The following is an 18,926-nucleotide window of genomic DNA, read 5'->3' as shown; positions in this document are numbered from 1 at the left end:
AGCCAGCAGGTCGACATGACAGAGCAAGGCGATTCCGCAGCAGCATTCGCGAAGATCGGCGTCATCGCCGGACCCGAACTCGCGTCCCAGATCCGGCAGGAGCTTGCCCACTGGCTGCAGCAGTATTTTCTGCTGGACGCCGAGAAGTCCAGTGATGTGCTGCTGGCCGTCTACGAGGCTCTCGCCAACGCGGCCGAGTTCGCCTATGACGGCGCCGACCAGCCCGGCCCGATGCATGTGCGTGCCGCCCACGACCCGGACACCTCCGTGCTCACCGTGACGGTCAGCGATGAGGGACGCTGGCGGGTCAAGGATCAGAACGTGCACAATCCGGCGCGGGGTCGGGGAATCCCGTTGATGCACGCGCTCACCGACCGCACCGAGATCGACTCCACCCCGGCAGGCACCGAGGTGCGCCTGCACTGGGATGACATCGCTCAGAACTGCGGCAGCCGCACGACCTGAACGAAGAACTCGTCGATCTGGCGTACCGCGCTCATGAACTGATCGAGGTCGACGGGTTTGGTCACGTAGGCATTGGCGTGCAGCTTGTAGCTGCGCAGGATGTCCTCTTCGGCCGACGACGTCGTCAGCACCACGATCGGGATGTGGCACAGATCGGCGTCGGACTTGATCTGCTCCAGCAGTTGCCGGCCGTCGTACTTGGGCAGATTGAGATCGAGCAGGATCAGATCGGGCCGGGGCGCATCGGCGTAGGCGCCGCGCCGGTAGAGGAAGTCCAGGCCCTCCTCGCCGTCGTGGGCGACATGCAGATTGTTCTTGATCTTGTTGTGCTCGAAAGCCTCCCGGGTGATCAGCTCATCGCCCGGGTCGTCCTCGACGAGCAGGATGTCAATCGCGCGGGTGTCATCGGGATAGCTCATCGGGTTCCTTCCAGCAGGGGTGCCAACGCGTCGTTGGGCGCGGTGGTGGGGGTCAGGGGCAAGGTGAACTGGAATCGTGTCCCGTCCTGATAGGACGTGTCGATCCAGATCGTCCCGCCGTGGTACTCCACGATCTTCTTGCACAGCGCCAGCCCGATCCCGGTGCCGGAGTACGCATCGCGGCCGTGCAGCCGCTGGAAGATGACGAACACCTTGTCGGCGAACTCCTCGCCGATGCCGATCCCGTTGTCGGTCACCGTGAACAGGTACTTGTCGGCATGCTCACCGGTGCCTTCGCGGCACTCGATCTCGATGCGGGGCGGTACACCCTCGCGGTGGAACTTCACGGCGTTGCCGATCAGGTTCTGCCACACCATGACCAGTAGCGTCGGGTCGCCGTCGATGGTGGGCAGCGGCTCGGCCGGGCGCACGATCTGCGCCCCCGACTCGCCGATCGCGGTGGTCAGATTGCCCATGGCGGCATCGACGACGGAGTTGAGGTCCACCTCGGTGGTCTTCGCGTTGAGCCGCCCGACCCGCGAGAAGGTCAGCAGATCGTTGATCAGCACCTGCATCCGTTTGGCGCCGTCGACGGCGAAACCGATGTATTCGGTACCGCGCTCATCGAGTTTGTCGCCGTAGCGCTTCTCCAGCAGCTGACAGAAGGAGGCCACCTTGCGCAGCGGCTCCTGCAGATCGTGGGATGCGACGTAGGCGAACTGCTCGAGTTCGGCGTTCGAGCGCCGCAACTCATCGGCCTGTTCGGCGAGCGCGGCCTTCGCGGTCTGGGATACCTCGAGTTCATCCACGATCCGCTGCCGCATGTCCTCGACACTGGCGCCGATCGCCCGGATGTCGCGGGGCCCGCGCGGAATGATGCGCTCACCGAAGTTGCCCTCGGTGATCCGACGGCAGGCGGCGGCCAGCGCTCCCAGCGGTGCCGAGACGGCCGTGCGGATCACCACCGCCAGCAGCACCGCCATCGTGAAGAAGGCCAGGATCATCGTCAGCATGACCGCGTCCCGCCAGCCGCGGATCTGGTCCAGATGTGCCAGACCGGCCACCCGGGCCTCGCTGAGGTGCTCGTTCTGCCCGGCGAACAGATCGCGAAGACGGTCGAAGAGCACCCTGCCCTCTTCGGAGTTCTGCTCGGAGACGTCGGCCGGATTGGCCGGCACGACGCTGGTGACCATGGGGTCGGCGTATTCGGCGCGCCAGGTCGCGGCGGCCGCATCGATCGCGTCGAGATCGGCGAGCAGGTCGGGGTACGAGGACAGGCTGTCCCGGATCTGTTGGGCCGCAGCAGCCTCGGCGGTGCGCCCGTCGTTGTAGGGGTCCAGGAATCGAGGGTCGGCGGTGAGCAGGTAGCCGCGGACCGCGGTTTCCTGATCCCGCAGCGCGGCCTGCAACTGATAGGCGGCGATGCGCGCCGGCTGAATCGTGTCGCGGATCTCGTTGGACACCGTGTCGGCCCGGCTCACCAGGACGGTGGCGCCGATCGCGCCGACCAGCACCACCAGACCGATGACGGAGAGCACAAGGTTCTGCCAGCCCTGCACGGTCAGCTTCATGAGCTTGAACGCTCCACCCGGATCACGGCGATATCGTCGGTGAGCCCGCCGTGCAGTTGTGCCCGGGATTCGGCGTGCTCGATGAGGCCCTCCACGAAGTCGCGGCCGGGCAGGTGGGCCAGGGATCGCGCCATCGCCAGCAGCCCCTGCTCCCCGAGGCGTTCATCGCCGCGGCCGGAGTGGCCCTCGAACAAACCGTCGGTGAGCAGTAGCAGGCCGTACCCCTCGGGTAGCTCGTAATGTTCGACCGGCCATTCCCGGGCGCCGAGGCCGAGTGCCGCGCCGGGCTTGGGTTCGAGCCAGTCCACCGTCCCGTCGCCCTGCAACAGCATGCCGGGGTGGCCGGCCCGGACCGCGGTGAAGCGTCCGCTGTCGGGTTCCAACGCCACGCTCAGCAGCGTGGCGAAGATCCCCCGGCTCGGGCGTTCGGTCGTCAGGATCCGGTCGAGTTCGCGCATCCGCTCGTTGCCGCGCAGGCCGGCGAAGGTCAGCGCGCGCCAGCCGATGCGCAGGGCCACCCCGAGTGCCGCCTCATCGGGGCCGTGGCCGGCGACATCGCCGATCATCACGTGCACCGTGCGGTTGGCGGTCTGCACGACGTCGAAGAAATCGCCTCCGACCAGGGCGTCCTGCCGGCTGGGGCGGGACCGGGTGACGATCTGCACCCCGGGGGATTCCTCCAGCACCGGCGACGGCAGCAGGCCGCGCTCCAGGCGGGCGTTCTCCATGGCGCGCAGCCGGCTGGAGTGCAGATCGACGCTGGCCAGCTCGGCGCGCTTGCGTTCGATGGCGTAGAGCACGGCGCGGCGCAGGGTGTCGGGTTCGACTCGGCCCTTGACCAGGTAGTCCTGGGCACCCGAGGACACCGCGGATATGCCGAAATGTTCATCGTTGAGCCCGGTGAGCACGATGATCGGGACGGTGGGGTCCAGTTTGCTCAACTGGTGTACGGCATCCATGCCGCTGGCATCGGGCAGGTTCAGGTCCAGCAGGATGCAGTCGGGGCGATGGGTGGTCAGGGTCCGGGCGGCATGCGCGATGGACGGAGACCAGACGAAGTCGAATTCCCCGGTGGTGTCCGCGATCAGCTCTTCCACCAGCAACGCGTCGGCGCGGTCATCCTCGACCAGAAGCAGGGACAGTCGTCGTCCACCGGCGGCGGTGGCAACATTCGGGCCCGGTGAGGGCAGTGGGTTCTGTGGTGCGCGCATGGGAAAATCAAGTCCTCCCCCTGGGGCTTTCGCCCCGGTCGCGCCGTAATTCGGTATGACAGTCAACGGCTACGACCTTACCCAGACACCCGCGGGACGTCCGAGTCGAACGCGTTTTCCGTCGTGCGCTGGCCCATACTGTGCGGTTGACGTGCGAAGTCACACTCAGGTCTGCCCGACGGACCGTACCCACCCGACGGCCGGAATCGGATCGCCGTCGCCGGCCACTGCCCGGTGGGGTGGTAACCGATTTTCGCCCGGAGTGCCCCCGGCAGGATTCGAACCTGCGACACCGGCTTTAGGAGAGCCGTGCTCTATCCCCTGAGCTACGGGGGCGGGGACCTGTTTGCACAGGCGCTCAAGACTCTAGTGGATCGTGGGCTGCCGGCGCGTCCAGGCCTGTTCCCACTGCCGCGTCAGCGCGGGATAGACGACCAGGTGCCGGAACGGCGCGATCGCGGCCAGGTAGGCCCGGCCGAGCGGGCCGTCGGGCTTCACCAGCACCGCCATCTGCAGCGCATACCCACCACCGGCGTTGTGCACCCAGCCCAGATGCGCCACCCCGTGCACGGTCCGGTTGCGCACCTCCAGTGCGATCTCGTCGGGTAGTTGGTACAGCAAGGTGAACGGTAGGCCGCGCACCGCTGTATCGGTGCCGGGCTGCAGGAGGTCGGCGGGCAGCCGCGCGCTCAGGGGCTGCGCGCCGGGCGGTACTTCGTCCCAGCCGAACACCCGCCCGAGTTTCCAGCGCACCGCGAACAGCAGCCGGGTCAGGCTGTGGGGCTTGGGTTGGGCGCCGGCCGCCTGAATGACGGCGAACATGGCGGCAAGGTCACCCGGCCCCGCACCCGGCGCCCGGAACGACCAGACGTCGAGGATCTCGAAGTCCGTTGTCAGCTCGTGGATGCGCCACGGCTGACGGGTATGGACGGCATCGGGAATCTTCATATCTCGACTGTGTGCCGCGCCGGCGGCCCGCCGCATCGGTCTCAGGTCGCTGGGACCTCATCCCGGAGGATGAGCGAGTCCGGACTGGTAGGCCAGGATCACCGCCTGAACCCGGTCCCGCAGACCGAGTTTGGCGAGCACGTGCCCGACGTGGGTCTTGATGGTGGCTTCGGCCAGATGCAGCCGGTCGGCGATCTCGCGATTGGTTGCCCCGGTGGCGATGTGGAGCAGGATGTCCAACTCACGGGGAGTCAGCACGGCGCGCACGGTGTCGGCCCGGTCGCCGCGGGCGGGGGAGGCGGCGACGTGTTCGATGAGCCTGCGGGTGGTCGACGGTGCGATCACCCCGTGACCGGCGTGCACGGTGCGGATGGCCTCGACGATGTCCTCGCTGCGCGCGTCTTTGAGCAGGAACCCGCTGGCCCCGGCTCGCAGCGCGGGGAACGCGTACTCGTCGAGGTCGAAGGTGGTCAGCGCGATCACCCGGCATCCGGGCTGTTCGGCGGTAATCGTCGCCGTGGCGGCGATGCCGTCGAGGTTGGGCATGCGCAGATCCATCAACACCACATCGACCCGTCGTGATCGCACCAACGCGAGCACGGCATGCCCGTCGGCCGCCTCGCCCACCCATTCCAGATCGTCCTGACTGTCCACCATCATCCGCAGCGCCGACCGGATGAGCTCCTGATCGTCGGCCACCGCCACTCGGATGGCGCTCACAGCGGCAGCACCGCCTGCACCCGCCAGGCACCGTCCACCGGTCCGGTGGTCAATGCCCCGCCGGTTGCCGCCACCCGCTCGCGCATACCGGTGAGTCCGCGGCCGGGAGCCGCCGCGGCCGGCGTCATCACCGATGTATTGCTCACCGTCACAACGAGTTTCCCCGATCCGCACTCGACCCGGACATGTGCGGCGGCGCCGGGTCCGCCGTGGCGCGCCGCATTGGTCAAGGCCTCCTGCACCACCCGGTACACGGTCAACCCGAGCGCCGAGGAGATCCGCAGATCCTCGGGCATGCAGAGTCCGGTCGGTACCCCGGCGCCGCACATCCGGTCGACGAGCGCGGGCACCTCGGCCAGCCCCGGCTGCGGTTCGGCGGGCGGGTTGTCTTCGGCCGACACGTCATCACGCAGCACCCCGAGCAGTCCGCGCATCTCGGCCAGCGCCTCGCGGCCCACCTCCGCGATCGTCGTGAAGATCTCCGGGGCCCGCTCCGGTGAATTCGGGACGACCAGCCTGCCCGCTTCGGCATGGCTGACCATCACCGCCACCGAATGTGCCACCACATCATGCATTTCGCGGGCGATCCGACGGCGCTCGTCGGCGGCCACCCGTTCTTCGAGCTGGACCGTCCAGGCCGCACGGGTGGCCCGGTAGCGGCCCAGCGCCCAGGCGGCGACCGTCCCGCCGACGGCCGTGGTGCCCAACATCAACCACCAGGCCCAGCCGGCGACCGGCATCCCGCGGTAATCCCACAGTCGGGCGACGGTCAACACCGACCCGACCAGGCCGATGGCGAGACCGATCCTGGGCCACGGCGCGTCGGTGTGTGCACTGACGGAGTAGAGCAGCACGAAGAAACACAGACTGCTCGGCAGCAGGATGGGGCTGTAATCGGTGGTGTCGATGGCGGCCGTGGCGGCGGCGAGATTCGGTGCGGCGACCAGGATCAGGCAGGCTGCTGCGCCGCCGGCGAAGGCGGGAACCGGCCACCGCCGCGCCGCCGCGACGCCGATGTGCAGCGCGAGCAGAGCACAGGCAAGCGCTACCCGCCACCCCATGGCGAGGGCGCCGTCCCGGATCGCCGGCACGCCGACGGGCAGCAGCACCAGGGCCAGGACCGCGGCAAGGGCCGGTTGTCCCACCGTTTCGAGCCTGTTCGGCACCCCATCACGTTAACGCGTTCTCCTCACACCGCGTCCAGTCTCGGGTAGAGCACCTCCTCGACGATGAGTTGCACCGCCGCGGCGATGGGAATGGCGACCAGTGCGCCGACGATCCCCAGCAGCGCGGCGCCCATCAGGACGGCGACCACCGTCGTCAACGCCGGCACGTGAACCGCCCGGCCGATGATCCTGGGTATCAGCGCGTAATCCTCGACGAGCCGGAACACCACGTAGAAGACGATGGTCGCAATGCAGATCGGGAGCGACACGGTCAGCGCCACCGCGGCCACGATCACGCCCGCGATGGTCGACCCCACGACCGGCACCAGATCGAAGAGGGCGACCATGATCGAGAGCAGCAGCGCGTAGGGGACATCGAACACGGCCAGCCAGATCAGCGTCGCCGCCCCGGCCAGCAGCGAGATCAGCACATTGCCCAGCACGTAGGCGCCCACCTTGGCGAAGATCTCATCGCCGATGAGGATCGTGCGCGGGCGCCGGCTGTGCGGGACGAGGCGGTAGAGCGTGGCGCGGATCCGCGGCATATCGGCCAGGAAGTAAAGGGTCAAGACCACCGTGATGAGTGTGTCGCCCACCACCCCGAGGACTGCGGTGCCGGCGCTGAGCACCTGGTGGAGCGCCGATTCGTCGATGCCGCCGACCGCGTCGGAGATGTGTTGCTGCAGATGGAAACGCTCGTTCAGACGGCCGATGACCGACGAATTGTCCTGTGCCTGCTGCAGATACTGAGGTGTGTGGTTGATCAGGTGGTCCACCTGCTGGGACAGCGGTGGGATGGCCGCGGCGGCGAATGCCCCGATCCCGGCCAGGAACACGACGAAGACCAAGGCTGTCGAGAACCACCGGCGCAGACCGTGATTGACGCACCAGGACACCACCGGCTCCAGGCCGAGTGCGAGGAAGAACGCGACGCCGATCAGCACCAGGACCGAGGACATCGCGGAGACGAGTTGTACCGCCCCGTAGGTGACCGCGACCCCCGCCGAACCGGCCAGGCCGATGAAGAACGGGGAACGCCGGTCGAATCGTCTCCCCGGTGCGCCGAGCGGCTGCTCGGGCGAAGTCATCTCCGCCGCTTGCAGTTCCGCTTCGGCGACCGGGCCCTCGTCCTCGGTGTGCGGCTGGGCGACCAGATCGTCATGGCCGTCCTCGGCCGACGGTGGTTCACCACCGCCGGGCGGCGCCGCGTTCATGGGTCATCAGCCGACCGGCGACGGCACGGCCGCCGAACCGATCTTCACCCGGTCCCAGGCGCGATGCAGACCCAGGGCGGCGGTGAGCCGCGCGGTGAAGTCCTTGTCGACCTCGTCGGCGAGTTCGATACCGGGCCCCTTCAGCGGGATCTTGACGGCCTTGAGGACCGCGCTGCCATCGCCCCACGCGGCCAGCGCTTTACAGTGCCGGAAGGCCTCGTGCAGCAACACCACCAGCTTGGGGTCGGGCGAGGTGCCCCCGGCGATCACCAGCGAGTCGAACTCGATCGACCGCGCCGTCGCGAAGGTGCGGTTGACGATGACGCTGCGCCGCCCGGACTTCAGCACACCGCCGACCGGTGCGATCACCAGCGGGATGATCCCGAGAGCCTCAGCAGATTTGGCGAGTCTGGCGACGCCGGCCAGATCCGACCCGGCGTCGGCGATGATGCCGATCTGCCGGCCCTTGACCGGGCCGGGCGCGGTGAGGACCTGCGACAACGCCGGGGACAGCGGGACGTCCCGTGGCGGGTTTCCGGACGGGGCGGGCAAACCCAATGCGGCGGCGACCTTTTCGCACAACTCGGTGTCCACGTTGGCCAGCACCTGCAGCTGCCGTTCCTTGATGCTCTGCTCGTACACCTTGCCCAACTCGAAGCTGAACGCCTCGGCGACGTGCGCCTGCTCGATCGGCGACAGGCTGCGGTAGAACATGGCGGCCTGGGTGAAGTGATCGTCGAACGACGCCGGTTGGGCGCGTTCCACCGGGCCCTCGACGGCGCGGGGCACCTGCACGTAGCCGCCCTGCCGCTCGTCGGCGGGCTGCGGCTCGTCGCCGTCGATGCTGTTGGGGTGATAGGGCGCCTGCCCGGTGTGCACCGCGGTCTGGTGCATGCCGTCGCGCAGCATATCGTTGACCGGGCAGTGCGGGCGGTTGATGGGCAGTTGGGTGAAGTTCGGCCCGCCGAGGCGGGTGAGCTGGGTGTCCAGGTAGGAGAACAGCCGGGCCTGCATGAGCGGGTCGTTGGTCACCTCGATGCCGGGCACCAGGTTGCCGGTGTGGAAGGCGACCTGTTCGGTCTCGGCGAAGAAGTTGGTGGGGTTGCGGTCCAGCGTCAGCTTGCCGATCAACTGCACCGGCACCAGTTCCTCGGGCACGACCTTGGTGGGATCGAGCAGGTCGATGCCCTCGAAGGTGTCCGTGCCGTCGTCGGGCATGACCTGGATGCCCAACTCGTACTCCAGCGGGGCGCCGGCTTCGATGCCGTCGGCCATGTCGCGGCGGTGGAAATCCGGGTCGCAACCGGCGGCGATCTGGGCTTCCTCCCAGACCAGGGAGTGCACCCCGGCGACCGGCTTCCAGTGGAACTTCACCAGGCTGGTCTCACCCTTGGCGTTCACCAGCCGGAAGGTGTGCACGCCGAACCCCTCCATGGTCCGGAACGATCGCGGGATGCCGCGGTCACTCATGTTCCAGAACACGTGGTGGGTGGCCTCGGTGTGCAGGGACACGAAATCCCAGAAGGTGTCGTGCGCCGACTGTGCCTGCGGGATCTCGCGATCCGGCTGCGGCTTGGCCGCGTGGATGATGTCGGGGAACTTGATGCCGTCCTGGATGAAGAACACCGGCATGTTGTTGCCGACCAGGTCGAAGGTGCCCTCGTCGGTGTAGAACTTGACCGCGAAACCGCGGGTGTCGCGCACGGTGTCGGCGGACCCGCGGGATCCCAGAACGGTCGAGAAGCGGGTGAAGACAGGGGTTTTGGTGCCCTTCTTGCCGAGGAACCCGGCCTTGGTGACCGAGGCCGCGGTGCCGTAGGACTCGAAGGTGCCGTGCGCGGCCGCGCCGCGTGCGTGCACGACGCGCTCCGGGATCCGCTCATGGTCGAAGTGGGTGATCTTCTCCCGGAGGTGGAAGTCCTCCAGCAGGGTGGGGCCGCGGCGGCCGGCCTTGAGCGAGTGATCGGTGTCGGGTATGCGCACACCCTGCGCCGTCGTCAGAAACGTGCCGGACTGTGCCCGCGGATCCGTACCGAACAGTCCGTTGCCGTCGGGACCGGTCGGGCCGACCTGGGCCGGGGCTGCTTGATCGCGCTTGCGGGGTGTGGGCATGGCATTCTCCGAACGAAGACGTGGCTGCTGACGGCCCGGTGGAAACCGGTGCCTCAGTGAGGTACCCAGCCGTCGGCCCGCGAAACTATCGGAGCGCGGCGATGACCTTCCCGAACGCCTCGGCGTGGTTGGCCTGCACCACGAGATAATTGGCGCCGAGGGTGTCGCGAACCCCGCGCACCTTTGCGGCCATGTCGGTCACCGATCCCGACAGCACACCGGGCAGCGCCAGCAGTTGCTCATCGGTCAGACCGGGCGCATAGTGCCGGGTCATCGCGAGATTGGGCACCCCGGAGCCATCGGTGGGCACCGCGGTGATCGCCACGTTCAGCTCGATCTCACCGAACCGCGCGCCGGCCGCCTCGCGCAGGAACGCGATCCGCTCGGCCAGCGCCGTGCCGGTGACGCCGACGATGGACGCCCACCTGGCGGCCACCGTCAGCAGCCGGTCACCGCCGCCGGCGATCATGATCGGGGCGCCGGGCACGTGCTCGGTCAGGTACTCGACCACGTGCTCGAGGTACTCGATGCGGCGGCGGGCAGACGGGAAGGGCAGCTCGGCGGCCTCGAACTCCTCGCGCACATAACCGGCGCCGAGCCCGACCTCGAAGCGTCCACCGGACAGGTCGTGCAGCGCCGCCACATCGCGGGCCAGCAGGGCCGGTTTGTAGAAGCAGGCGTTGAGGACGAAGGTGCCCAGCCGCAGCGTCTGCGAGGCCGCCGCCACGGTCGCCAGCACCGGCATCGGGGCGGGCGCGCCGAGATGGTCGGGCACCAGCAGCACGTCGTAACCGAGGTCCTCGGCCAGCCTGGCCGCATCGCGGACCTTCGCCGCCGATGAGGTGTCGCGCAGGCCGAGGCCGAAACGGAAGTCGCGGGGCATGACCCGACGGTAGCGCGGTCAGCTCAGCGGCAGGGCCGCAAACGGGGTGCCGCTGGGTTGGGTCGAACCGGTGCCCGGCTCGACGGTGAACGCGAGCGTCGTGGAATCACCGAGATCCGGCAGCACCGCGGTCGTCGACGGGGCCACCGCACCGGCGTCCATCACCCCGGCCGAGTGCGGCCCGGCGTCGTCGATCAGCCACATCTGATAGACGGTGCCGGATTCCGGTGGGGCGACATTGTTCATCACCAGCACGCCGGCGTTGCGCTCCCGGGAGAAGACCACGGTCGCGGTCCCGCCGGTCGGGATGTCGCCGGACACCGTGCGGACGTCGGGTGCGGCGAAGATCTGCTCGGCGGTGGTCGCCGAGGGCGCCGGCCGCAGATACCAGCCGACACCGAAGATGGCGACACCGATGACGACGGCCGCGGCGGCGGCCGCGACGGTGGTGGACCAGCGGCGCCGGGGCGGGCGGAGCCGGCGCACCGGGTCCTCGGCCGCCGCGGTGAGCACGCGGTCGCGCAGGTGCGGGGGCGGTTCGGCGGCGGTGGTTGCCGAGACCCGGGCCATCGCCTCGCGCACCTGCCGCACCTCGACGGCGAAAGCACCGGAGATGTCATCGGGGGCCGAGCGCAGCCGGTGTTCGATGTCGGCCCGTTCGGCATCCTCGACGGCGTGCAGGGCGTAGGCCGTGGCGAGTGTCAACAGATCGTCGGTCGGGGTGGTCATGGCGCCCCCAAGCAGTTACGCAACCCCCGGATGGCGTCGCGCATCCGGGATTTGATGGTGGCGAGGTTCGCCGACAGCCGGGTCGAGACCTGGACGTAGGTCAGTCCCTCGTAGTAGGCCAGCTGGATGCACTCGCGTTGCCGGTCGGTCAGGCTGTCCAGACAGGCCGCGACCTGACGGTGCTCCTCCCGGCTGAGGACGCCGTCGGCGACCTCGTCCACCGGGAGTTCGACGGTGGACGCCCCGTACCGCGACTCCCGGTCGGTGGCGGCCTGCTCGGAGCGGACCCGGTCCACCGCGCGGCGGTGCGCGACGGTCATCAGCCAGGACAGCGGGGTGCCGGCCGACGGGTTGTAGTCCGCGGCGTTGCGCCACACCTGCAGGTAGATGTCCTGGGTGGTCTCCTCGCTGTACCCGGGATCCCGCAGCACCCGCGTGACCAGGCCGTACACCCGGGCGCGGGTCTCGTCGTAGAACTCGGCGAAGGCGTCCACGTCGCGCTGCGCGACCCGGCGTAGTAATACGTCCAGGTCTGCGGCCACGTCCGGTAGCCTAGCGGCCGGCAACGTCACGGTGGGCAACACCGGGTTTTCCGTCCGGGTCATGGGTGGCCTCCGGTCGGGGCGAAGGTCCACTGGTAGACGTCGAGGTACCCCGAACGGAATCCGGCCTCCGCGTAGGCGAGGTAGAGCTCCCACATGCGCTGGAAGGTGTCGTCGAAACCCAACGCCGAAAGCGCCGGTGCCCGTTGGACAAAGCGTTCACGCCACAGCCGCAGGGTTTCGGCGTAGCCGTGCTGCAACGAGAACATGTCGACGGTGCGCAGGCTGGTGGACCGCTCGGTGATCCCGACGACGGCCTCCACCGAGGGCAGTAGTCCGCCCGGGAAAATGTACTTCTGGATCCAGGTATAGGTGTTGCGGGAGGCCAACATTCGGTCGTGCGGCATGGTGATCGCCTGCAGGGCGACCCGGCCCCCCGGCCGTACCAGCTTGTCCAGGGTGCCGAAGAAGACCGGCCAGAACCGGTACCCGACGGCCTCGATCATCTCCACCGAGACCACCGCGTCGTAGCGGCCGTCGACATCGCGGTAGTCCCGCAACTCGACGTGCACCCGGTCGGCCACCCCGGCGGCAGCGGCCCGCCGGCGGGCCAGGTCGAGTTGTTCGGTGGACAGGGTGATGGTGTGTACCGATGCCCCGCGCCGGGCCGCGCGGATGGCCAATTCGCCCCAGCCGGTGCCGATTTCGAGCATCCGGGTACCCGCGGTCACCTGCGCGACGTCCAGCAGGCGGTCGATCTTGGCGCGCTGACCGTCGGCCAGGTCGGACCAGCTGGGGCGGCTGGTCTGGAAGAGCGCGCTGGAGTAGGTCAGCGTCTCGTCCAGGAACTCGGCGAACAGGGCGTTGGAAAGGTCGTAGTGTTCGGCGATGTTGCGCCGCGACTGGGCGGGATTGTTGTGCATGGAGCGTGGGTGGCGCACCACCGCCAGCGGGCGCAGCGGTTGCAGCGCACGAGGTATCAGCACATCGACGGAGGAGGCGAATTCGGTCAGCAGCGCGGGCAGATCGCCGGACGTCCAGTCGCCGGCCATGTAGGACTCGCCGAACCCGATGAGCCCGTAGCTGCCGACCCGCCGGAACAGCGCGTCGGGCCGGTGCATGGTCAGCGTCGGCAGGGTGGGGTCGGCGGCGCCCACGATCGATCCGTCGGGGTACTGCAGCCGGACCGGCAGCTGACGTACCGCGCGCCGCAGCAGCGCCTCGGCGACGCGGCCCTGCGCCGCGCCGACCGGACCTCTGGGCACCCGCGTGATCTGCGACCATCGATTCGAAGTCAGCTGCGCCGCAGAGCCTCCGGTGGTGTCCAGCGTCATCGGTGGGTGACCTTCCTGTTCTGCGGGGTGGGGGTGCTTCTCGGGATGACGGGAAGTCCGCGCAGCCACAGCGCGATGCCGTGCAGCCGGATCTGGACCGCACCCATCAGCGGGGCCATCGGCGCGCGGAGCTGCATGCGCGCCACGGCCATCGCCGTCGCCGGCAGCCGCCGGCCGTGCAGCGTCGCGGCGAACACCATCTTGTGGTCGCGGTGCCAGGAGATGGCCAGTTCCGCGGTGTCGCCCGGACGGGGAGCGTCCACCAGGTAGTAGCCCTCGATCTCGTTGAACGGGGATACGTAGAACTGCTTGGGCACCGCGGTCGGCCCGGTTTCGGTGGGCGGCAGGAGATAGGCGTGCCGTCCGCCGTAGGTGTTGTGCACCTCGGCGATGACGTGCCGCAGCGTGCCGGCGGGGTCGTGGCACCAGAACACGCTGATCGGGTTGAACACGTGGCCCAGCACCCGGGCGTTCAGCAGGGCGGTGACCCGGCCGCCGGCCAGGTCGACGCCGTGTTCGAGCAGGAACGCCTCGACCCGGGCCCGCAGCGTCGGGGGCCCGTCCTCGGCTGCCGAGAAGTGGTCCTGCGCGCGGAAAACGGCGAAGGGACGCAACCAGATCGGCAGCCGGGGCAGGTCGTCGATGTCGACGTACCAGCTGTAGCTGTGGTGCTGGAATTCGTTGCGCAGCGGAGAGTGCCGGACGTGTCCGATGCGGGTGCGGTAGAGCGCCGCCGGTGAAGGATCGCGCGAAGAGTGTGGGTCGGTCACAGCGACACCGACTCCCGGTCGGAGGCGGCCGGCCAGCGCGCGCCGAGGCGTTCGGCCGCGCGCAGACCGGCGGCCGCGCCGTCCTCGTGGAATCCCCACCCGTGGTAGGCGCCGGCGAACACCACCTTGTCGTCATCGATGGTGGGCAGCAGTCGCTGCGCGGCAACCGATTCGGGTGTGTAGAGCGGATGGTCGTAGATCATCTCGGAGAGGACCGTTTTCGGGTCCACCCGGTCGCGCCCACCCAGGGTGACCAGGAACCGTCGCGGTCCGGTCAACCCCATCAACCGGCTGATGTCATAGGTCACCAGCACCGGTCCGTCACCCGGGGTGCTCAGGTAGTTCCATGACGCGCGGGCCCGCGGGTGGGTCGGCAACAATGATGTGTCGGTGTGCAGTTGGGCGTGATTGGCCGAGTAGCTGATCGCACCGAGGGTGTCGCGTTCGCGGCGGGTGGGTTCGGCCAGTGCGAGCAACGCCTGATCGGGGTGGGTGGCGATCACCACGGCGTCGAACTGGCGGGGTTGCCCGCTCCCGGCGGTGATCTGTACGCCGTGGCGGTTGCGGCGCACCGACCCGGCCGGTGTGCCGGTGACGACCTCGTGCACCCGCTCGGCGATGGCCGCGACGTAGGTGGCCGACCCGCCGACCACCGTCTTCCAGGTCGGTGACCCGAAGACCGTCAGCATGCCGTGGTGCTGCAGGAACATGAACAGGTAGCGCGCCGGGTAGCGCATGGCCTCACCCGGGGCGCACGACCAGACCGCGGCGACCAGCGGCGTCATGAAATGGTCGACGAAGTAGTCGGAGAAGTCGTGCAGCTCCAGGAACGCCCCGAGGGTGTCGGCGTCGTCATCGGTGGTCTCCAGCAGCACGGTCGCCGCCCGGTGGAATCGGGTGACCTCGGTGAGCATGCGCAGATAGCCGGGGCGGGCGAGGTTCGACCAGGACGGGAACAGCCCACCCAGCCCACGAGCGCCGGCGTACTGCAGGCCGATGCTGTCGTCGCGCACCGACATCGACATATCGGTTTCGTGGGTCTGCACGCCGAGTTCGGCGAACAACCGGCACAACGTCGGGTAGGTGCGGTCGTTGTGCACCAGGAATGCGGTGTCGACGGCGACGGGGTTGCCGCGGCCGTCGTCGACCAGCTGGGTGTGGGCGTGGCCGCCGAGGCGGGTGTCGGCTTCGAACAGCGTCACCCGGTTGCTCGCCGACAGCACGTACGCCGCGGTCAGTCCGGCGACACCGCTGCCGATGACGGCGATTTTTCGTTCCACGACCGGTATTCGGTGCCGGTGCCGCACCGGATGGGTCGGGTTTTGTTCAGGGTGACCAGGCTCTGGCTGCTGCGGCCAGGCCGTCGATCAGCGCCGCTGTCGGCGGGGCGAGGCCGTCCTCGTTCGCCATCCCGCTGCGGGGGCTGATGCCACGCACCCGGGGCGGCAGTTCGAGCTGGACACCGCCCCGGCGCGGCAGGTTCACCGGGTTGTCCGGGTGCACACCGCGTAGTTCGCGGGGGATGGTGTCCAGATCGGTGATCAGCTGGTGGCCGGGCACGCTGAGGTGGCGGGCCAGATGCCCGGCCAGCTCCCGGTTGCCGCCGCCCGCCAGCAGGTGGGTGCTGCGCCCGATGCGGCCGTAGCCGTGCAGCGAGATCACCGTGTCGACGTGGTCCAGGAACGCGGCCAGCGCGCCGGACTCGGCGGGCCGGTAGAGCCGGGAGGCCAGGTGGTGCGGGTAACCACCGGGATGGCGCACCGTGTACACGGAGGCGCCGCAGGCGCGGGCAGCGCGTTCGGCGATGACGTCGGTCATCTGTTCCAGCCCACCGCCGTGGATGGCCAGAAACCCGAACCGGGACGCCAAGGTGGCGTCCTCGACGACATCCGGATCGCCGAGGAGCTCGGAAAGGGATTGCGGGGCAGCCGGATCAGGGTGGGTGTCCCGGCTGGGCCAGGTCGCCGGATCCCACCGGTGCAGGAAATCGAGCCATCGTTGGGGTAGTCCGTGATGGCGCGCCCCGTCGATGATGCGTTCCAGGTACCCGGGCCGTGGCGGGCCGGGCTCGACCCGCGGGTCGATGTAGACCCAGGCGGGGTCCGGGCCCGCGGCGGTGTGTACCTGCAGGCGGTCGCGGCGGTAGCGGACCGGGACACCCTCGGCGCTGTCGAGCACCGTGAGGTCGTGATCGCTCACGCGCCACAGCACACCGTGCACGACGGCGCCGGCGGCCGGTTCGACGGTCGCCACCCCGCGCTCGTTGATCAGCCAGTCGTGGTCGGCCAGGGTGGCCGGCCGGGGGTCGACGGCATCGGGGCAGCGCCGCGCCATCTGCCGCATGCACAGATTGGATCCGTACGCGAAATACAGATGCTTCAGCACGTGGTTCAGATCAGCCCCGGACGGTCAGATAGATCAGTACGACGTTCAGCACGGTGATCACACCGGCCACCAGCCAGCCTAGGCCCGTCGTCACCCGGTGGTTGGCGTCCGCGCCCATCAGGGTCCGGTTGCTGGTCAGTCGGATCAACGGGATCAGGGCGAACGGGATGCCGAAGGACAGCACCACCTGGGAGAGCACCAGCGCTCGGCTGGGGTCCACGCCGATGGCCAGGATGACCAGTGCCGGGATCAGGGTGACCAGTCGGCGCAGTAGCAGCGGGTAGTTGCGCCTGAGCAGACCGGACATGATCATCGCGCCGGCGTAGGCGCCGACCGAGGTGGAGGCCAACCCGGACGCCAGCAGACCGATCGCGAAGAACAGTGCCACCGTCGGTCCGAGCTCGCTGCTGACCGCGGCGTGCGCGCCCTCGATCGAGTTGGTGTTCTCCATGCCCTGCAGGTTGGTCGCCGCCACCAGCAGCATGGCCAGGTTCACCGCGCCGGCGACCAGCATGGCCGCACCGACGTCGTATTTGGTGATGCGCAGCAGGCGTTTGCGCGCCGGACCCGGCTCGAGGTGTCCGTGCCGGTCCCGGGCCAGCCCGGAGTGCAGGTACACCGCGTGCGGCATCACCGTGGCGCCGAGCATGGCGGTGGCCAGCAGTACGCTCTCGGCTCCGTCGAACCGGGGGAGTAGGCCCGAGGCCACCTCGGAGGCTGTGGGCGGGGCGACGAACAGACTGGTGAGGAAGCCGATCGCGATGATCAGCAGCAGGCCGGTGATCACCCGTTCGAACACCTGCTGACCGCGGCGGTTCTGCACGGCCAGCAGCCCGAGCGAGACCGCACCGGTGATGATGCCGCCCACCAGCAGCGGCAGGTCGAACAGCAGATACAGCGCGATGGCCCCGCCGACGATCTCGGCCAGATCGGTGGCCATGGCGACCAGCTCGGCCTGGATCCAGTAGGCGATGCGGGTCCGCGTGCGGGTGTGATCGGCGACGGCCTCGGGTAGGGAGCGGCCGGTCACCAGGCCCAGCTTGGCGGACAGGAACTGCACCAGACCCGCCATCACGTTGGCCACCAGGATGACCCAGACCAGCAGGAATCCGTACTGCGCGCCGGCACTGACGTTCGCGGCCACGTTGCCGGGGTCGACATAGGCGATGGCCGCGACGAAAGCCGGCCCGAGCAGATACCAGCCCGGCCGGGCACCCGAGGCAGTGGTTTCCCGCAGCAACCCAGCGCCTTTCTATCTGGCGAATAGAAAAGTTAGGTTAGCCGAAATCTGCTGTGGTCAACAGGTGGGTGGCGCCGGCTTCACCGGCGACCGGTCCCTGCACGGCCGTAGCCGCCCGCTGTCCTCATGCGGTGGGCCGAGGTCCGGCGTACAACCCTTTTCCGGTGATGAGCGGCAGGTCCAGGGTGGTCCGGATGCCGGGATCGGCGGCGACGACAGCGGGTATCGCGTTGACCACCCGGGCGGCGGTGGCCGCCAGTCCGGCGTGGTTGTGGTCGCCCTTGCGGCTGCTCAGGCACAGGTCGAGCGCATAGGACGGTTCGCCGGTGAGCTCGACTCGGTAGGACCCGCCCTCCTGCGCCGGCTGCGGCCAGTCGGGGCACAGATCGGCGCGCAGCCGGGTGACATGTTCGAGCACCACGGCGGGATGGTCGCCGACCATGCCGCGGACCTCGAAACGCATCGCCGCCGTCGATCCTTTCGGGATGTGCCCGGCCGCGACCTCGAAGTCCTCCGGCGCCGGGACCCGGACATGGGTCTCGGTGACCTCGTCGAGTTCGATCCCGAGTCCGGCCGCCAGTTGTCGGACCACCGAGCCCCAGGCCAGACTGAGCACGCCGGGCTGCAACAACATGGGCAACTCGTCGGTGCTCTTGCCGAAACCCATCACATCGAACATCACGGTGGCACTGTCGTAGGTGGCGTAATCCACGATCTCCATGCACCGGATCTGCTCGATGCTCTGGCAGGTGCCCGCAAGGGCAAGGGGCAGAAGATCATTCGCAAAACCGGGATCGATGCCATTGACGAATATGGCCGCAGATCCGGCTTTCGCGGCATCCTCGATCGGGGTGACGAGTTCGGCCGGCAGCACTTGCCACGGGTACTGCAGGAACACCGCGGAGCTGCCCACCACGTTGACCCCGGCGGCCAGGATCCGCCGGTAATCCTCCAGTGCATCGGGCAGCCGGTTGTCCGCCATCGCGGTGTAGACCGCGCAGTCCGGCTTGGCGGCGAGGATCTCGTCGAGATCGTCGGTGGCGGTGATGCCGGTGCGGACCTGCAGTCCGGCGAGTTCACCGGCGTCCTTGCCGGCCTTGGCTGCCGAGGACACCCAGACCCCGGTCAGTTCGTACCGCTCGTCGTTGATGAGTTGGGCCAGGGCATGGCGGCCGACGTTTCCGGTGCCGATCGCGGCGACGCGAATGGTCATGGCG

The 18,926-nt window shown here is 68.8% G+C and carries 18 protein-coding genes and 1 tRNA gene; 1 reads left to right on the top strand and 18 read right to left on the bottom strand.

Annotated features, from left to right (window positions below):
- The first annotated feature begins 15 nt into the window (after window positions 1–15).
- Window positions 16–465, top strand: coding sequence for an ATP-binding protein (locus K0O62_RS24035; protein WP_073859453.1), 450 nt, complete (start codon window positions 16–18; stop codon window positions 463–465).
- On the opposite strand, the gene K0O62_RS24030 is transcribed toward K0O62_RS24035, so the two are convergent.
- From K0O62_RS24030 to K0O62_RS23945, 18 genes are all read right to left on the bottom strand, one after another.
- The gene (locus K0O62_RS24030; protein ID WP_073859454.1) at window positions 438–884 is read right to left on the bottom strand and encodes a response regulator; all 447 of its coding nucleotides are present in this window, start codon (window positions 882–884) and stop codon (window positions 438–440) included. The two genes, K0O62_RS24035 and K0O62_RS24030, sit on opposite strands and share 28 nt — an antisense overlap.
- Window positions 881–2,455 (bottom strand): sensor histidine kinase, encoded by a 1,575-nt coding sequence (locus tag K0O62_RS24025; protein ID WP_073859455.1) that lies wholly within the window; start codon window positions 2,453–2,455, stop codon window positions 881–883. Before K0O62_RS24025 ends, K0O62_RS24030 begins: the two co-directional genes overlap by 4 nt.
- The gene (locus K0O62_RS24020; protein ID WP_073859456.1) at window positions 2,452–3,666 is read right to left on the bottom strand and encodes a PP2C family protein-serine/threonine phosphatase; all 1,215 of its coding nucleotides are present in this window, start codon (window positions 3,664–3,666) and stop codon (window positions 2,452–2,454) included. The genes K0O62_RS24025 and K0O62_RS24020 overlap by 4 nt, the downstream gene beginning before the upstream one ends.
- Window positions 3,667–3,929: 263 nt before the next feature.
- Window positions 3,930–4,002: transfer RNA gene (locus K0O62_RS24015), tRNA-Arg, on the bottom strand.
- Between the two features lie 30 nt (window positions 4,003–4,032).
- A complete protein-coding gene (locus tag K0O62_RS24010; protein ID WP_073859457.1) occupies window positions 4,033–4,614 on the bottom strand; it encodes a DUF2867 domain-containing protein in 582 nt (193 codons plus the stop codon).
- A 57-nt stretch (window positions 4,615–4,671) separates the two neighbouring features.
- Window positions 4,672–5,334, bottom strand: a complete 663-nt coding sequence (locus K0O62_RS24005) for a response regulator (RefSeq protein ID WP_207551010.1) — start codon at window positions 5,332–5,334, stop codon at window positions 4,672–4,674.
- Window positions 5,331–6,479, bottom strand: a complete 1,149-nt coding sequence (locus tag K0O62_RS24000; RefSeq protein ID WP_207551011.1) for a sensor histidine kinase — start codon at window positions 6,477–6,479, stop codon at window positions 5,331–5,333. The genes K0O62_RS24005 and K0O62_RS24000 overlap by 4 nt, the downstream gene beginning before the upstream one ends.
- A 44-nt stretch (window positions 6,480–6,523) precedes the next feature.
- Window positions 6,524–7,714, bottom strand: a complete 1,191-nt coding sequence (locus K0O62_RS23995) for an AI-2E family transporter (RefSeq protein ID WP_073859459.1) — start codon at window positions 7,712–7,714, stop codon at window positions 6,524–6,526.
- A 6-nt stretch (window positions 7,715–7,720) separates the two neighbouring features.
- Window positions 7,721–9,826: a catalase gene (locus K0O62_RS23990; protein ID WP_073859460.1), complete on the bottom strand. Its 2,106-nt coding sequence runs from the start codon at window positions 9,824–9,826 to the stop codon at window positions 7,721–7,723.
- 85 nt (window positions 9,827–9,911) lie between these two features.
- Window positions 9,912–10,709 carry a TIGR03621 family F420-dependent LLM class oxidoreductase gene (locus K0O62_RS23985; RefSeq protein WP_073859461.1) on the bottom strand — a complete coding sequence of 266 codons (798 nt, stop codon included), beginning with the start codon at window positions 10,707–10,709 and terminating at the stop codon, window positions 9,912–9,914.
- Between the two features lie 18 nt (window positions 10,710–10,727).
- Complete coding sequence (locus tag K0O62_RS23980) at window positions 10,728–11,438, bottom strand: anti-sigma factor (RefSeq protein ID WP_073859462.1); 711 nt, start codon at window positions 11,436–11,438, stop codon at window positions 10,728–10,730.
- On the bottom strand, window positions 11,435–12,043 hold the full coding sequence (locus K0O62_RS23975; protein WP_073859463.1) for a sigma-70 family RNA polymerase sigma factor: 609 nt from the start codon (window positions 12,041–12,043) through the stop codon (window positions 11,435–11,437). The genes K0O62_RS23980 and K0O62_RS23975 overlap by 4 nt, the downstream gene beginning before the upstream one ends.
- On the bottom strand, window positions 12,040–13,314 hold the full coding sequence (locus tag K0O62_RS23970) for a class I SAM-dependent methyltransferase (protein WP_073859464.1): 1,275 nt from the start codon (window positions 13,312–13,314) through the stop codon (window positions 12,040–12,042). Before K0O62_RS23970 ends, K0O62_RS23975 begins: the two co-directional genes overlap by 4 nt.
- On the bottom strand, window positions 13,311–14,084 hold the full coding sequence (locus tag K0O62_RS23965) for a DUF1365 domain-containing protein (protein WP_073859465.1): 774 nt from the start codon (window positions 14,082–14,084) through the stop codon (window positions 13,311–13,313). The genes K0O62_RS23970 and K0O62_RS23965 overlap by 4 nt, the downstream gene beginning before the upstream one ends.
- The gene (locus K0O62_RS23960) at window positions 14,081–15,373 is read right to left on the bottom strand and encodes an NAD(P)/FAD-dependent oxidoreductase (protein ID WP_073859503.1); all 1,293 of its coding nucleotides are present in this window, start codon (window positions 15,371–15,373) and stop codon (window positions 14,081–14,083) included. Before K0O62_RS23960 ends, K0O62_RS23965 begins: the two co-directional genes overlap by 4 nt.
- A 37-nt stretch (window positions 15,374–15,410) precedes the next feature.
- Window positions 15,411–16,469 carry a poly-gamma-glutamate hydrolase family protein gene (locus K0O62_RS23955; protein WP_073859466.1) on the bottom strand — a complete coding sequence of 353 codons (1,059 nt, stop codon included), beginning with the start codon at window positions 16,467–16,469 and terminating at the stop codon, window positions 15,411–15,413.
- 10 nt (window positions 16,470–16,479) lie between these two features.
- Window positions 16,480–17,709 (bottom strand): Nramp family divalent metal transporter, encoded by a 1,230-nt coding sequence (locus K0O62_RS23950; protein ID WP_372512860.1) that lies wholly within the window; start codon window positions 17,707–17,709, stop codon window positions 16,480–16,482.
- 124 nt (window positions 17,710–17,833) lie between these two features.
- Window positions 17,834–18,922, bottom strand: a complete 1,089-nt coding sequence (locus K0O62_RS23945; RefSeq protein WP_073859467.1) for an NAD(P)H-dependent amine dehydrogenase family protein — start codon at window positions 18,920–18,922, stop codon at window positions 17,834–17,836.
- Between the last annotated feature and the right edge of the window lie 4 nt (window positions 18,923–18,926).

Source organism: Mycolicibacterium diernhoferi (assembly GCF_019456655.1).
Taxonomy (GTDB): domain Bacteria; phylum Actinomycetota; class Actinomycetes; order Mycobacteriales; family Mycobacteriaceae; genus Mycobacterium; species Mycobacterium diernhoferi.
The sequence above is the reverse complement of the archived record's forward strand: the minus strand, read 5'-3'. Positions and strand labels throughout refer to the sequence as shown.

What these genes read in the sequence shown, in the direction of transcription:
- K0O62_RS24035 (WP_073859453.1), top strand. Translation starts at nt 16, where the DNA reads ATGACAGAGCAAGGCGATTCCGCAGCAGCATTCGCGAAGATCGGCGTC.
- K0O62_RS24030 (WP_073859454.1), bottom strand. Translation starts at nt 884, where the DNA reads ATGAGCTATCCCGATGACACCCGCGCGATTGACATCCTGCTCGTCGAG.
- K0O62_RS24025 (WP_073859455.1), bottom strand. Translation starts at nt 2,455, where the DNA reads ATGAAGCTGACCGTGCAGGGCTGGCAGAACCTTGTGCTCTCCGTCATC.
- K0O62_RS24020 (WP_073859456.1), bottom strand. Translation starts at nt 3,666, where the DNA reads ATGCGCGCACCACAGAACCCACTGCCCTCACCGGGCCCGAATGTTGCC.
- K0O62_RS24010 (WP_073859457.1), bottom strand. Translation starts at nt 4,614, where the DNA reads ATGAAGATTCCCGATGCCGTCCATACCCGTCAGCCGTGGCGCATCCAC.
- K0O62_RS23995 (WP_073859459.1), bottom strand. Translation starts at nt 7,714, where the DNA reads ATGAACGCGGCGCCGCCCGGCGGTGGTGAACCACCGTCGGCCGAGGAC.
- K0O62_RS23990 (WP_073859460.1), bottom strand. Translation starts at nt 9,826, where the DNA reads ATGCCCACACCCCGCAAGCGCGATCAAGCAGCCCCGGCCCAGGTCGGC.
- K0O62_RS23985 (WP_073859461.1), bottom strand. Translation starts at nt 10,709, where the DNA reads ATGCCCCGCGACTTCCGTTTCGGCCTCGGCCTGCGCGACACCTCATCG.
- K0O62_RS23980 (WP_073859462.1), bottom strand. Translation starts at nt 11,438, where the DNA reads ATGACCACCCCGACCGACGATCTGTTGACACTCGCCACGGCCTACGCC.
- K0O62_RS23975 (WP_073859463.1), bottom strand. Translation starts at nt 12,043, where the DNA reads ATGACCCGGACGGAAAACCCGGTGTTGCCCACCGTGACGTTGCCGGCC.
- K0O62_RS23970 (WP_073859464.1), bottom strand. Translation starts at nt 13,314, where the DNA reads ATGACGCTGGACACCACCGGAGGCTCTGCGGCGCAGCTGACTTCGAAT.
- K0O62_RS23945 (WP_073859467.1), bottom strand. Translation starts at nt 18,922, where the DNA reads ATGACCATTCGCGTCGCCGCGATCGGCACCGGAAACGTCGGCCGCCAT.